Below are 13,196 nucleotides of genomic sequence, written 5' to 3'. Positions count from 1 at the left end.
ATTATTCGGATGGTAATTTGTCAAATTCATGTTCCATGTCGACAAACTAATACAATCGTTTTCCGAATGCTATAATTACAACTATGAAAATAGGTGAAATAATTTTTCTCCTCACCCATAAAATTTCCAGATCGGCTCCGGTATTTGCTATTATCGTTTCGATGCGCGATACCCTGCATTCCGTGCATCTTCAGCATTGGCAAAACATTCTTCGGCATTAGTTCTTCGGTAATAGGGATCGCCGGGCAAGTGATAAATTTTTTCGCCACTTACCTGATTCACATTACCTTTGATTGGATGATCGGCCGGACATCCTCCATGATCAGACGCAACCGCATTCTTACTTAGTCCACAAGCTGATAAAGCCAAGAAAATTCCCAATATAAATAATCTCATGACAATCCCCGATTACGTTCCCCATCGGCTGGAGGATTTGCTATTTCTTCAGCATTTTTTTAGATTCACTATTTATTAAATCATGAACAATGAGACCAAAAACAAGATTAAGTATAATATTGATAATCCACCAAATAATTAATCCACCAAGTAAAAACAATAACCCTTTTAAAAAACCATATTCCATGAATCCACCTACGATTGTAATGACAATACAAAATCCTATAAAATGGCCAATGTTTCTCCTTGCCCTTAATGCTCTCAAATATTCAGGTTGATTAGGCATATTATATCACCGTCATACTCCCCATCGGTTGGGGGACTTGCTATAGAAAAAGCCCTTTGTAGGCTTATTGTGGCATGGAATTAACGATTAGTTGTATTCACGTGATCTGTGGATCCTATTGTTTTTGCGAAGGCGTTTGTTTCATTGACTTTTTGATTATAATCATTGATTTTATTTAAATAATTGCTATACATCTGTTTATAGATACCAAGATCAAAATTGTATTTTGTAACTAGATTATTATAATCATTGAGATTTTTTTGGTATTGACTATATGTCGGTTCGGGTGCTCCATGGGGATAAAGCTTTTCTGTTGTTTGTATGTCATTTTTCAATTGATCTAATTTAGATTTTATTTGATTTAGATCGGTTTCCTTTGTTTTTAATTGTGTCTCTAGATCTTTTATCCCCGACAATTCTGTATTTAAATTATTTTTCATTTCGTTTAATTTAGTTAGATCGGCTTGGTGTTGCTGCTTACGTTTAGCATCATCCTGTGAAGAAAAATAACCGAAGATTCCTATCAAAGATACAAAAACTACTATACCAATTATCCAGTAACGTACATTATTTTTTTTGGTTTCTTTAGGGCTTAGAGGCGAACTAAAAGCTTCGTTTGACCCAGCCTTTTGCATCGGAACACTTCCAGTAATTAAATGCTTTATCGGGCCAAACAAATAATGTCCACCGTAAAATAACATCATCACAAAAATCCAACTTGCCTTAAAAATTAATGATACGATACCACCGATAATAAACCATATTCCAGATTTTACTAGTGCTCTTAATGCAATATTTCTAATTATTGCTTTTCTATATTGCACGCATTGCTGTGAGATAATTGTAGCTATATTTTCAGGACAACCTCTTTCAACCAAATGAGGAAATATCTTAGACCAATTATTATTTTGAAATGCCATTTCTATTGCCAGTCCATACATTTCATTGAAAAATATTTGAGTAGCTGTCTCGTAATCAATTTTTGGTTCTTTATCTCTGAAATCTGTTTCATTTGATGCAAATTTTAATTTTTCATCATATTCCGATCTTTTTTCGGGGTTACTAAGAACAGAGTACGCTTCATTTATTCGCTTAAATTTTTCTGTTGAATGTTCGTAATTGTCAGGATTTTTATCAGGGTGCCAAATTAATGCAAGTCTTCTATATGATTTTCGAATTTCTTCTTGAGTCGCATTATCTGAAACTTCCAAAATATCATAATAAGTATCGTTGGAGTACAATGTATTCTTGCAAACTCCGCAAATAGCTTGCTTTTTCTTACTAGATTGCACTTTGTTTTTATTGCCACAATTCAGACAAGAGATGATCTCGAATTGTTCCATGATATTCCTCAAAATTTCCCCATCGGTTGGGGGACTTGCTCTCACATATTTTCCTTCAAATAATGGTTCCCTTCGTCAGCAGATAACCACTTTACAACTTTCCCCAAAATTTTAATCTCCTCATGATTGTACACCATTGGTTTATATTCTGGGTTCTCAGATATCAAATGCACCTTGTCGTCCCTGTAACGGATTCTTTTGATTGTCACTTCCTCCTCAAGATTCCCCAGTATCTTCACCAAAGCAATCTCATTGTTGTTGACTTCCTCTTGTTGCCGCACAAAGACAAATCCTTTATTGGGTATAAGAGGCTCCATGCTATCCCCTTTTACCCGTAATGCAAAGTCTCCCCAGTCTCCGGGAACTTCAAAGTTGCCCTCATGATAACCAACCGCACTCATCGGAGAACCCGCGGCGGAAGCTCCGACGAGCGGGATTTCGTAAATGTCTTCTTCTGCATACTGTGCTTTCGATTCCGCAACCAGGCTCACGACTTTCGATTTCTCTTTCGCCGCGGATGTTTCATTCATAAACGACAAGCGTACTTTTAAATATTCATTGAGTGCCTTCCGTTCCTCTGACGGAAGTTTTTTTGTGGTTTCGATGAGTTGCATGAGATCGGGGGGAAGTGAATATGACTCGTCCGTGAAAAATGATGGGATGTCTGTTCCTAGGACTTCAAGGATATTAGCAAGCATCTCTATGTCGGGTACTGCCCGATTGTTTTCAAACCTACTTATGTATGACTGGGAAACATTTATTTTTTCTGCAACTTCATTTGTAGTCAAACCTTTTGACTTTCTTAATTGCTTCAATTTATCTCCTATATAAAGACGTTTCATGTATACCATCCTTTAGAACAATTTGTACTTGTTATTTTACATAATTCCAGACGTAAAGGACATAGAAACATAAAAATAGAATAAATAATCATAAAATATATTGACAAATAGAACATATAGTCATAAAATGATAATTGTCAGGAGGTGGTTATGATGGTTGGAGCGCGAATCGCTCGTTATCGAAAAAACAAAAAAATGTCTCAACGTGAATTGGGGACACTGGTTCATATTGATCAGACATTAATAAGTCGAATCGAGCGTGGCGAACGTCGGGTAACTTCAGATGAATTAGTACAATTCGCCCGCGCCCTCGGCGTATCGGTTAGCGAGCTGTTGAATGAAGATCAAGTAAAGGAGGTGGTATAGATGGGCAACGTTGAACAAATCAACAAAACAATAACTGTTCTGTGCGAGCTTATCCGAGAACAAGCGGAAGTGCATAAGGTGGACGCGGAATTGGTCAAGGCTACCGCTGAATTAATTCAATCTGCTAAAAATATTTTAATTTAATCCCGATGTGCACTTTCCACTGCTTTGTAAATCGTCTTGTAAAGCTCCATTTCTGCGGTAGCCTTGACCATCTACCAATTTCTACAGAAAGGAAACAAATTCCTGTAAACGCTAATGTTCTGGTTCGATAATGAAAATCAACCTAGATGTTGAATTTGATGATGTTTTTTCGATTGAAATAGAATGAACAGTCTGCATAAGGAGGTGAATGAACGTGGAAAACCAAGAGGATAAGCGGAAAGAAGCCGCCGCTGCAACGACGGCTCCAGTAGTGCACAATTCTGAATTCAGTATCAAACATGTTTCGACTGATGAGACGTACAGAATTCAAGTCGGAGACCTGGTAAAAGAAGCTCGTGGACCTGCGATTATCGTAGTTGCTGATTTGAGAACCGATGAAGAAACATTGCGGCGTATTTTAGTCACCAATGGAGTATACGACCCCACTTCCCAGAAAAATTTCCTGAATAAAATAAATCTTTATTCGGATGGTTCAGAAACTGATCAAAAAAATCTCTAGGATAAGGTCCATAAGCTCTTACTTCGTGGTAGAAGTCAATGTAAATTTCTTTGGTGGATTCATCGTAACCAATCATTTTTATTGTATCTGAATTTACTGGAATCAATTGCATACGATCACCCCCCTTCTAAAAAAATGGAAAGTCCCGACAACTTCCATTTTACCAGAAGGAGGAAGTAAGAAAAGGAGGCGAACGAAAATGTCCAATTCTCTCCCGAAACCAAACAATCCGGGTTTGAGCGAACGAGCTTGGCGTGAACTGCACCGATGGTATGTTAAATTGCTGAACAAGAAATATCCAGCGATGGAGAGGGAAAAGCCCGCTGCTAGCAGGCGGGCGATGTAGAGGAGGATGAAGGGGTAGCAACCTTATGTCTCTATCTTAACTGGTACTCACTAGTAAAAACATAGGAAAAATTGCAAGTTTTCGACAAGGATGGGAGGTGAGAACATTGATTCGTTTAGAAGTCCAGAAGCTCGGCGCCAAGCTCAAATTCATGCGCAAAGCGGCTGGCATGACGCAGGAAAAAGTATTTGAAGCTATGCCGTGGTGGACAGTAGAAAAGTTGTCACGCATCGAAAACGGGCGTCAGGAACCGAGCTATACCGAGTACAAAGAATTGGAAGAGTTTTATTTGGAAAATCGGCATGCCCATATCACATACATCAGGTTTGATGGCGGTAATCCAGCAAGAATAATCAGAGCATGAAAGGAAACTACGATATGACCTTCCGCAAAGAACTGGAGAACTCTATGGTTCGCGAAGAGAAAATGCCACGCGAGCCGGTATACGGTCCATCTTATGCGGGTATTGAAATAACAACGCAAGAACAGCGGGACGCGGTGAATGCGGCGATGCTGGAACAGTTTAAACGAGAAATGGAGGCGAAAGAGGGTGAACGACGTATCACAAGAACAGCCTAGCGGTGGGTACGAAGAAAAGCTCATTGGATCCGCTAAAGGCTCTTTAAACCTCTATGTTCGCATGCTCAAGGAATGGGGAGTACGTCCAGAGCATGAAGCTGAGCTTCGCGAATACATCGCCTGGTTGTTACTAGAAATCGTTGAAACAAGTATCAAGTGTGAAAACCTACAAGCCAAACTTGATCTGATTAAAACGTACACGCAGTCTGAGAATGCATCACAATTCACGCGAGACAACGTATTGTGGGCGATTGAAAAATTTTAAGGAGATGATTTGCGTTGACACCGGCATGGATTGAGAAAGCCTGCAACGGGGATCGACCCAAGTTTCAAGATTTATCATTGCAAGAAGCCATAGAAGATTATGAAATGCTCTATGGAAAAGGAAATGACCGTCCTGCCAGACGGCCAAGCTCGAGAACACGGTTAATGATTCTCGTCCTAATTGTAGCACAAAATATTAAAAATAAGAAGGAGCGTGCTGTATGAAAGGCTATAAAGCATTCAAAAAAGGCTTGATCTGTCGGGGGTTTCAGTACAAGGAGGGTAAAACGTTTGAGCATACTGGCGACTTGCGCGTTTGCAACTCCGGATTCCACTTCTGCGAAAATCCGCTGGACGTACTTAACTACTACCCGCTCATTGACGATAACGGAGAGCTCAGCGATTTTGCCGAAGTCGAAGCACTCGGGGACATAAAAACCGAAGATAACAAGTCGGTTACGAACAAAATCAAGATCGGTGCAAAGCTCGACTTACCAGGATTCGTAAAAGCCAGTTTTGATTTCCTTTGGGACAAATGCAAAGCCGATCCTAAGACGGAAGTTGGCGGCTACGGTGCCAAGCTCGCCAGCAGCGGCAACGATGCCCAGATCGCCAGCAGCGGCTACGATGCCCAGATCGCCAGCAGCGGCTACGATGCCCAGATCGCCAGCAGCGGCGACGGTGCCAAGCTCGCCAGCAGCGGCGACGGTGCCAAGCTCGCCAGCAGCGGCAACTATGCCAAGCTCGCCCTCAAAGGGGAAAATTCTGTGGGAGCCGCAATCGGTATCGAAAGCCGCATTAGGGCAAAACTCGGTTGTTGGATCACGCTGGCGGAGTGGACGTACGACGAAAATATTAACAGATACATTCCGAAATGCGTGAAATCCGCACAAATCGACGGAGACGCACTGAAAGCAGATGCATGGTATCAACTGAAAAATGGCGAGTTTGAGGAGATTGATATCGATGATTAATGACAACGACCTTAACGACTACGTCGAAGAAGAAGGGCAGCTTCGGCGACAGCGGAAAATTGAACGCATGATAGTTAATCGAGACCCATACTATCCGCCGGAATATCATCGCGAAGATGTACTCGGACGGCTCGGAATCAAGGAGGGAAGGTTCGATGATTAACCTATATGGCTCCATCGCCAAACTTCAAAATCTCCAACAAGCCACAAGCGGGAGGGGAACCTCACTCCCCTCCACGCTCGAAGATATAGCGGATTTTCTGAGACATGACCTGACGGATATCATCATTGACCTGCAGCAGCAACAGATTGAATCGGATAAGAGAAACGCCGAATACGAGAACGAAATCAAGATGTTGGAAAACCAGTTAGCACTCAATTATGAACTCAATAAATCCATTGAGGGGGATCGATATGCAAGCGCTAAGGTTAGTTAATACAAAGGAGCTCGCACATGAAGATTGGCTCGATTACCGGCGGAAGGGGATTGGCGGCTCGGATGTAGCCGCCATATGCGGAATGAGCCGTTACAAGTCTCCTATGGAAGTGTATCTCGATAAGATTGGGGAACTCGCCCCCATCGAAGATAACCCCAAAATGAAAGCCGGCCGCATTCTGGAACCAGTTATCGCGGATTGGTTTGCCGAAGAAACCGGATATAAGGTATGGAAGCAAAACGCCATCTTCCAGCACCAAGATCATCCCTTTATGCTCGCCAATATTGATCGCTGGCTGCCGGGTCAAAATGCCGGGCTCGAGATCAAGAACACCGGCGAATTCTCGCGGGACGATTGGAGTGGTACGCAGGCACCCACGGAATATATCATGCAATGCAATCACTACATGGCCGTCACGGGGGCTGAACGTTGGTTTATTGCGGTTCTGATCGGAGGTTGGGACTTCCAATGGAAAGTGATCGAGCGTGATGAAAGATTGATTCAGAACCTTATCACTATTGAAACGGAATTTTGGCATAACAATGTGCTGGCAAAAGTACCGCCGGCTTATAGCCATCAAGATACGGACTACTTGAACGAGCGATATGCCGAATCCTCGCCCGGCAGAGGCGTGGATTTACCCGAAGAAGCCTATCCGATCATGCAATCGCTGTACGAAGCAAGAGCAGCTAAGAAAGCGTCTGAGATGCAGGAGGATACGGCCAAAAATCAAATCAAGGGCATTATGCAAGACGCTGAATTGGCTTATTTCCAAGGCGATCTGAAGTTTACTTGGAAAGCCAATAAGAACGGTCAACGGACATTTAAAGTAGTCGGAGGTAATGAGTAATGACAACCAAAGTAAATCAGGCCAGCATATCAAACAAATTGGCCGAAAGAGCCGGAGCCGCCCCTGCAACGCAAGAAAAGCCCAAGACGGTGTTTGATCTCATCCAATCAATGGAGAAGGAATTCAAGAGAGCCCTTCCCGATCACGTCGGGGTTGAGCGTTTCGTGCGGATTGCCATAACGGTAGTTCGTACTAATCCAAACCTCATGAAATGCGATGGAATGAGCATTATCGCAGCGCTTATGCAATCAGCCCAGCTTGGACTGGAACCCAATACTCCACTAAAAGAATCCCATCTTATTCCGTACTCCAATAAACGGGTGATCGAAGGGCGGGAGGTATGGGTGGACGAAGCGCAGTTCCAAATGGGATATAGAGGAGTTCTGAAGCTCGTATGGCAATCCGGTCTTGTCTCAGAAATCGATTGCGACATGATTTGCGAAAACGATACGGTCATCTACGAGAAGGGTAAGGACGGGACGTTTAAACACATTCCAAACCTTAAAGGTGATCGCGGCCAGCCCTACGCCTATTATGCTTACGCGGTAACGAAAGACGGCGGCTTTGTTTGTACCGTAATGAGCAAGAGCCAAATCCTAAACCACGCTTTACGATTTTCCAAATCGCAGAAGAAAGACAAACAGACCAAGCAATACACCGGCGAGTTTTACGGACCGTGGAAAGATGACTTTGATTCGATGGCCCTGAAAACCGTGCTGATTGCTCTTTGTGACAAGAAGTTACCCAAGAGCACCGCTTACCAAAACCTGCATAAGCAGCTTTCGGCAGACGAAACAATTAAGCGCGATATCAATGCCGACGACATGTCCGAAGTGATCGACGTGACGGATTACAGCGCTTCTTATAAAGAAGATGACGAGCTTGAACAAACTGGCGGCGATCCTAACTTGGTTGACTTGGAGAAAGGCGAATTGAACCTATCATGAACTCGGATTAGGGGTTGAAGGATATGCCCGAAAGTTACCCATTCCCCATATATTCGGGCTTACTTGAGCCGACTCACTATAAAAAAATTAATTCTGCGATCTGGCTGTTCTTATGGTGCATCAGCTCCACAACAAAGGAAGTCGAAAGAGACGGGATTACATGGGGCATTGTACTCGGTAACAAGCCGGTAAAAATAGATGAACTGGTAGAACAATTCGGCGTTAATCGATCAACGATCAAACGATGGATCGAAATACTCGAGGAGCATGGATACATCCGCGTTACCCGTGCTCCTCATGGTCTCATATTTACGGTTAGAAATTCCAAAAAGAGAAGGCTCAAAAATGAACCATCAGAAAACAGTGATGGTGCAAAAATGAGCCATCAGAATGAAAGTGATAGCTCAGAAATGAGCCATCAACGGTGCAAAAATGAGCCATCTAATAAAGATATTATAAAGATAAATAATAATGCTGCTGTAGTGATAAAAGACGCGAACGAGATTTTGAAACTTGCTGACGAAGTCGCCAAGCATTTCGTGAAGAGACGAGGCAAGGGGTTCGATGTGAGCCCAACGGACTTTGACGAAATCAAACAAATGGTCGCGGACGGGGTGCCGATCCCCATCATCAAGGCTTGTATTGACAAAGCATTTGACGAATACAGACCGCGACACAAGAAAGACGAGATTCGGAGCGTGACTTACTGCATCCCTCGCTGCTATGACGAGTGGTATAGATTGCAAGTGGACGAATCCATAACTTCTCCTGCGGTGCCGCACGTGGGGTCAGTCGCCCTTGGAAGTCCATCACGTTTTCGAGAAAAGCCCGCCAAAATCGTCAACGGCCGAAGCGATTTAGTCATTTTGACCGACGAAGAGAGGAGTTTCCTGGATGACGTTCGACGCAAACAAGCCGAGCGAAATCAAACTGCCCTCGGCCCATGAAGAACTTTTAGGCATTTTCCTGCGGGATACCACGGGGAAACTGTTCACCGAGTATCGATCCCGTTTACAGTCTGACATGTTCCAAGAGTACCAATGGCTCTTTGAACTCATGCTCGAAGTGGAAAAAGTCGAGCCTCCCACCTTCCGGGCCATCGCAGTGAGGGCTAGGGATAAAGCGGAACTGCTCCAGGTACTCCGGGGATGTGCGGGAACGGTGGCGAGGATCCCGGAACTCATTTCAAAACTCAAAAAGCAATCCCTTGCCGAAAAACTCCGCAATCTCGGCCGCCGGCTTTACACCGAAGCCAGCGATGAAACAGACGCCGACGAACTGCTACGAGAACTGCAACAGCAAATCTACTCCCTTCAGACCTCGGAGCAAGAAACCGTAGACCCGGAGCGAGATGTAGAACAGTGGTATGAGTGGCTCACGGAAATCATGGATGACCCGAGCAAAGCCTTCGGGCTCATGACCGGGCATACGGAGATGGATCGACTCACCACAGGATTCCACCGGACGGATTTTGTGGTAGTGGGCGCTCGGACTAGTATCGGCAAGTCTGCTTTTGAAATCGACGTTATTCTACGCCTGACCAAGCTGGATATAAATGCGCCCTGTACTCGCTCGAAATGAACAAGCGGCAAATTTACAACCGGATGCTCGCGAACCTCATGGGAGTCGACTACGAGACCTTACGCACAGGGCAACTCGCCAAGGAATTACGGCCGCAGATCGAGAAGTGGAAACCCTTTTTGAAACAGATTTACGTCGACGACCGGCGCGGCGTCTCAGCGGACTACATCGTAGATTCCATGCGACACCTGAAACGCACACAAGGACTGGATTTTGTTGCGGTGGATTACATCCAAGACGTGAAAGAGAAAGGCGAGCATAACGACAACGGCGGCAGCGCCATTGCCCGGGTTTGCCGTAAACTCCGCGCCGGCGCACAGGAATGCGATTGTGTGGTGATGGGATTATCCCAAGTCACCCGCGACGTGGAGAACCGCCAAGACAAACGCCCCAGCATCGCCGATCTCTCGGGATCCACTGGCATCGAAACCGCAGCGGACGTGATTGCTCTCTTATACCGGGATGAATACTACAATCCCGACACGGATCGCAAAGGCATCATGGAAGTGAACTTCGGCAAACAACGAAACGGTAAAGTGGGAAAGGTGGAACTTCATTATGACGCAGAGCGCCAGCGCCTTAGCAGCTTATCCCGACGTTAGCCTGGAAGAGTATTTGATCATTAACGAGCAAACCTTTCACCGGATTCTAAGACTCGCCAAGGATGAAAAGAAAATCAGCCCGGGCACGTATGAAACCCTTTCGATAAAAATCTTTGAAGCTCAAGACTGGGAAGAAGCTTACGACGAAATCGAGCTAGCTTATCATGACCTGATCGACGCCATTGCCAACAAAGAGTATTACACCCTTCTGGAACGGCTAGAAAAGGGCGAGCAGATGATTGAGCAGGAAACGGACCCGAGCAAGAAAACGAAATATCTCGCGCATTTCAACACACTCAAGGCCCAGTTTGAGCAAATGAGAAAGGAGAATGTCGCATGAACCGCTGGCATGTCTATGAATTTCTCAAACAAACTTACATGTACTCCGGCAAAGTCCCGACCATCGGCGAGGTCAAGAAGCACTTTGGAAGCCGGGTTGATCAAAGTGAAATCATCGAAGGGCTAGCCGAATTTACCACTGTAACAAAGCATGTGGTGCTTGAGAAGGAGATGCCCAAGGGATACGGCAAAAGCCGCAAGAGGGGGGCTTAAATTGAAACTGGTGATACCTGGCACCTTACCCACTATGAACGAAATCATCAACATTTCTAAGCGCAGCAAATACGCATACCGGGACTTGAAAGAATATTACGATAATGTCGTTGCTTGGCACGCCAAAGCTCAACATATAGCACCAGTGGAACGGGCAAATTTCATCATCACGTGGGTATGCCCGGATCGATTACACAACAAAGACAACATCGCGGCCGGAATTAAATTCATTTTCGACGGATTGCAGAAAGCCGGTATCCTCTCCAATGACGGTTGGAAAGAAATCGCGGACTTTAGTCACCGGTTCGAAGTGGATAAGACAAACCCGCGGATCGAGATTGAGATATTGGAGGCGAGCTGAAACTATGACCCAATTCGCCTATAACCCCTACAGTAAGCAAACGCAGCTCGCTAGAACGCGCATAAAGCCAACACAGCGGCAAATGGGATATATCAGCCCAAAGGTGCGGAAACAGGTTCGGACGCGATCAGGCGGCATCTGTGAAGTCAGGAAACGTTGCAAAGGCGCTCCCGCTGTACAACAGGCACACATTACGGGAAGGAAGCAATTGACGCATCGGACTACGGCTGCGGATTTGCTTGATAGCTGCCTTGAGTGTCATAAGTGGCTGGATGAGACAGAATCGGGTATCCGGTATAAGAAGCAATTACGGCAAGTATCACAATGAATAGCTTTGAACATAAGGAGTTGAACGTCCAATGTCTCTCTATCTCGGGTTGTCGCACTGGAAAAGTCGAAATGTTTATGTTTTGAGAGCGGCGAGTAAATTGATGAAATTCAAAAGTCTACCCGTCAAAGCTAAAAGACGCCATACATCAAAATGAATATTTAAGTACCATCACAGATTAAAGGATAACCCTGATACGGCCCCCGCTTCGCTGGGTGATTCGGTCGGGTTGAAGTAAAGACAAGGACGGTGAATGAGATGAGAGTTGGGATACTCGACATAGACACCAAAAAAGAGACGGACGGATTCGGGCGCAAGTCTAAGTATCCCAATATCGCGTGTGGCAAGATATATGGTTACCACAAGCTTAACGGCGACGAGGTAATTTATCCCTATAATGGCGAGAAAGTTGACCGTCTGTACATCTCTACTATCTTCACGGCAACACGCCCAATGATAAAGCGGATGCTGCCTTACTGGGAACAACGTGCTGATGAAATCCTGATCGGCGGAACCGGATGGGATGACTACACGAAAGCGCCGTATACCATAACCGAGCTTCCACCCGAGATTGAAGCCATACCACACATGAATTGGACATATGAGATGTACGACATTAATTACGGGATTGGGTTTACAACCCGTGGTTGTCATGTGGGCTGTTCGTTCTGTGTAGTCCCCAAGAAAGAAGGGTTGACCGAATACCGCGATGTAACGGTAAAAGACCTGATTAACCCGCGCGGTAAGCATGTGATTCTGATGAATAACAACTCTCTGGCACATAAAGATTTTTACAAAGACATCGAGGAAATCAAGGAATACGGCTTAACGGTTCATTGGGATCAAGCGAATGACATTACTCTTGTCACCCCGAAGGTAGCTCAAGCATTAAGGTCAGTTGATTATCGCGGATTCGACGGAAAGAAAAAACAGTTGTTCTTCGCCTTTGATCTGATGACCAAGAAGAAGATAGACCCCGAAACCGGAGGAACAGTGACTTATGACATGACCAAAGTCGTGCCGGAACGGGTGAAACTGCTCAACGAATACGGCATCCCATCACATCACCTAGTCTTCTATATGCTCATCGGCTTCAACACTACCGAGGAAGAGGATTTGGAGAGAGTTGAAATCCTGCGGAGCCTTGGATGCGAGATTTACCCGATGTTGTACCGGGACTTAAACGGAAAAGTAGGAGTCGATTGGCGCGGCAATCCGCAGCCGTTCCATGTAAGGGCATTGCGGGACTGGATCAATAGTGGCGTCTACCGGAAAACACCGTTTAAGGACTTTGACAGGCGCGATCGGCACAAGAAGCAGCGGCAGATTGAGGAAATGCAGATTGCCATGTTCTAGGCCGAAGGCCATCGAGACGACCAAATCCGCTTAGCCGAAGGCGGAGGCCGAGCCAAGGGAAAAGAAAAGAGAGGTGTAATGGGTGAGCAGCCATACATTCGTCGAAATGTTCGCCGGCATCG

The 13,196-nt window shown here is 45.0% G+C and carries 23 protein-coding genes; 19 read left to right on the top strand and 4 right to left on the bottom strand.

Annotated features, from left to right (window positions below; genetic code table 11):
• Window positions 1-150: 150 nt before the first annotated feature.
• The 4 genes from SD70_RS36505 to SD70_RS37230 all read right to left on the bottom strand — a co-directional run bounded on the left by SD70_RS36505 (window position 151) and on the right by SD70_RS37230 (window position 2,867).
• A complete protein-coding gene (locus tag SD70_RS36505) occupies window positions 151-396 on the bottom strand; it encodes a sunset domain-containing protein (protein ID WP_156158231.1) in 246 nt (81 codons plus the stop codon).
• 40 nt (window positions 397-436) lie between these two features.
• Entirely contained in the window at window positions 437-682 is a 246-nt protein-coding gene (locus SD70_RS36500) for a hypothetical protein (RefSeq protein ID WP_156158230.1), read from the bottom strand.
• A gap of 80 nt (window positions 683-762) precedes the next feature.
• Window positions 763-2,025, bottom strand: coding sequence for a DnaJ domain-containing protein (locus tag SD70_RS39955; RefSeq protein WP_082053713.1), 1,263 nt, complete (start codon window positions 2,023-2,025; stop codon window positions 763-765).
• 41 nt (window positions 2,026-2,066) lie between these two features.
• The gene (locus SD70_RS37230) at window positions 2,067-2,867 is read right to left on the bottom strand and encodes a helix-turn-helix domain-containing protein (protein ID WP_052487966.1); all 801 of its coding nucleotides are present in this window, start codon (window positions 2,865-2,867) and stop codon (window positions 2,067-2,069) included.
• Between the two features lie 150 nt (window positions 2,868-3,017).
• Between SD70_RS37230 and SD70_RS27760 the strand changes: the two genes are divergently transcribed.
• From SD70_RS27760 to SD70_RS27680, 19 genes are all read left to right on the top strand, one after another.
• Window positions 3,018-3,233 carry a helix-turn-helix domain-containing protein gene (locus SD70_RS27760; protein ID WP_082053711.1) on the top strand — a complete coding sequence of 72 codons (216 nt, stop codon included), beginning with the start codon at window positions 3,018-3,020 and terminating at the stop codon, window positions 3,231-3,233.
• Window positions 3,234-3,377 (top strand): hypothetical protein, encoded by a 144-nt coding sequence (locus tag SD70_RS36495; RefSeq protein WP_156158229.1) that lies wholly within the window; start codon window positions 3,234-3,236, stop codon window positions 3,375-3,377.
• A gap of 214 nt (window positions 3,378-3,591) precedes the next feature.
• Entirely contained in the window at window positions 3,592-3,897 is a 306-nt protein-coding gene (locus SD70_RS37225; protein ID WP_041051630.1) for a hypothetical protein, read from the top strand.
• A 452-nt stretch (window positions 3,898-4,349) separates the two neighbouring features.
• Window positions 4,350-4,607 carry a helix-turn-helix domain-containing protein gene (locus tag SD70_RS27750; protein ID WP_041051629.1) on the top strand — a complete coding sequence of 86 codons (258 nt, stop codon included), beginning with the start codon at window positions 4,350-4,352 and terminating at the stop codon, window positions 4,605-4,607.
• Complete coding sequence (locus SD70_RS27745) at window positions 4,604-4,822, top strand: hypothetical protein (protein WP_156158227.1); 219 nt, start codon at window positions 4,604-4,606, stop codon at window positions 4,820-4,822. Before SD70_RS27750 ends, SD70_RS27745 begins: the two co-directional genes overlap by 4 nt.
• Window positions 4,794-5,087, top strand: coding sequence for a hypothetical protein (locus SD70_RS27740; RefSeq protein ID WP_041051626.1), 294 nt, complete (start codon window positions 4,794-4,796; stop codon window positions 5,085-5,087). The genes SD70_RS27745 and SD70_RS27740 overlap by 29 nt, the downstream gene beginning before the upstream one ends.
• A gap of 14 nt (window positions 5,088-5,101) precedes the next feature.
• Window positions 5,102-5,311 carry a hypothetical protein gene (locus tag SD70_RS27735; RefSeq protein WP_041051623.1) on the top strand — a complete coding sequence of 70 codons (210 nt, stop codon included), beginning with the start codon at window positions 5,102-5,104 and terminating at the stop codon, window positions 5,309-5,311.
• Entirely contained in the window at window positions 5,308-6,060 is a 753-nt protein-coding gene (locus SD70_RS27730; RefSeq protein WP_041051621.1) for a DUF7666 domain-containing protein, read from the top strand. The genes SD70_RS27735 and SD70_RS27730 overlap by 4 nt, the downstream gene beginning before the upstream one ends.
• The gene (locus SD70_RS36485; protein WP_156158226.1) at window positions 6,053-6,223 is read left to right on the top strand and encodes a hypothetical protein; all 171 of its coding nucleotides are present in this window, start codon (window positions 6,053-6,055) and stop codon (window positions 6,221-6,223) included. Before SD70_RS27730 ends, SD70_RS36485 begins: the two co-directional genes overlap by 8 nt.
• Window positions 6,216-6,497, top strand: a complete 282-nt coding sequence (locus SD70_RS27725) for a hypothetical protein (RefSeq protein WP_041051618.1) — start codon at window positions 6,216-6,218, stop codon at window positions 6,495-6,497. The genes SD70_RS36485 and SD70_RS27725 overlap by 8 nt, the downstream gene beginning before the upstream one ends.
• Window positions 6,475-7,347, top strand: a complete 873-nt coding sequence (locus SD70_RS27720; RefSeq protein ID WP_041051617.1) for a YqaJ viral recombinase family nuclease — start codon at window positions 6,475-6,477, stop codon at window positions 7,345-7,347. Before SD70_RS27725 ends, SD70_RS27720 begins: the two co-directional genes overlap by 23 nt.
• Entirely contained in the window at window positions 7,347-8,294 is a 948-nt protein-coding gene (locus tag SD70_RS27715; protein ID WP_052487965.1) for a recombinase RecT, read from the top strand. The genes SD70_RS27720 and SD70_RS27715 overlap by 1 nt, the downstream gene beginning before the upstream one ends.
• Before the next feature lie 23 nt (window positions 8,295-8,317).
• Window positions 8,318-9,241 (top strand): HTH domain-containing protein, encoded by a 924-nt coding sequence (locus SD70_RS27710; RefSeq protein WP_052487964.1) that lies wholly within the window; start codon window positions 8,318-8,320, stop codon window positions 9,239-9,241.
• Window positions 9,189-9,875 carry a DnaB-like helicase C-terminal domain-containing protein gene (locus tag SD70_RS39505; RefSeq protein ID WP_052487963.1) on the top strand — a complete coding sequence of 229 codons (687 nt, stop codon included), beginning with the start codon at window positions 9,189-9,191 and terminating at the stop codon, window positions 9,873-9,875. The genes SD70_RS27710 and SD70_RS39505 overlap by 53 nt, the downstream gene beginning before the upstream one ends.
• Window positions 9,872-10,477, top strand: a complete 606-nt coding sequence (locus SD70_RS34100) for a replicative DNA helicase (protein WP_052487962.1) — start codon at window positions 9,872-9,874, stop codon at window positions 10,475-10,477. Before SD70_RS39505 ends, SD70_RS34100 begins: the two co-directional genes overlap by 4 nt.
• A complete protein-coding gene (locus tag SD70_RS27700) occupies window positions 10,434-10,817 on the top strand; it encodes a hypothetical protein (protein ID WP_041051616.1) in 384 nt (127 codons plus the stop codon). Before SD70_RS34100 ends, SD70_RS27700 begins: the two co-directional genes overlap by 44 nt.
• Window positions 10,814-11,029, top strand: a complete 216-nt coding sequence (locus SD70_RS27695) for a hypothetical protein (RefSeq protein WP_041051615.1) — start codon at window positions 10,814-10,816, stop codon at window positions 11,027-11,029. Before SD70_RS27700 ends, SD70_RS27695 begins: the two co-directional genes overlap by 4 nt.
• Before the next feature lie 10 nt (window positions 11,030-11,039).
• Entirely contained in the window at window positions 11,040-11,390 is a 351-nt protein-coding gene (locus tag SD70_RS27690) for a Holliday junction resolvase (protein ID WP_231571602.1), read from the top strand.
• A 586-nt stretch (window positions 11,391-11,976) separates the two neighbouring features.
• On the top strand, window positions 11,977-13,074 hold the full coding sequence (locus SD70_RS27680; RefSeq protein ID WP_041051610.1) for a radical SAM protein: 1,098 nt from the start codon (window positions 11,977-11,979) through the stop codon (window positions 13,072-13,074).
• Window positions 13,075-13,196: the final 122 nt, after the last annotated feature.

This window comes from Gordoniibacillus kamchatkensis (assembly GCF_000829455.1).
Taxonomy (GTDB): domain Bacteria; phylum Bacillota; class Bacilli; order Paenibacillales; family NBRC-103111; genus Gordoniibacillus; species Gordoniibacillus kamchatkensis.
This window is presented reverse-complemented; position numbering and strand designations above follow the sequence as displayed.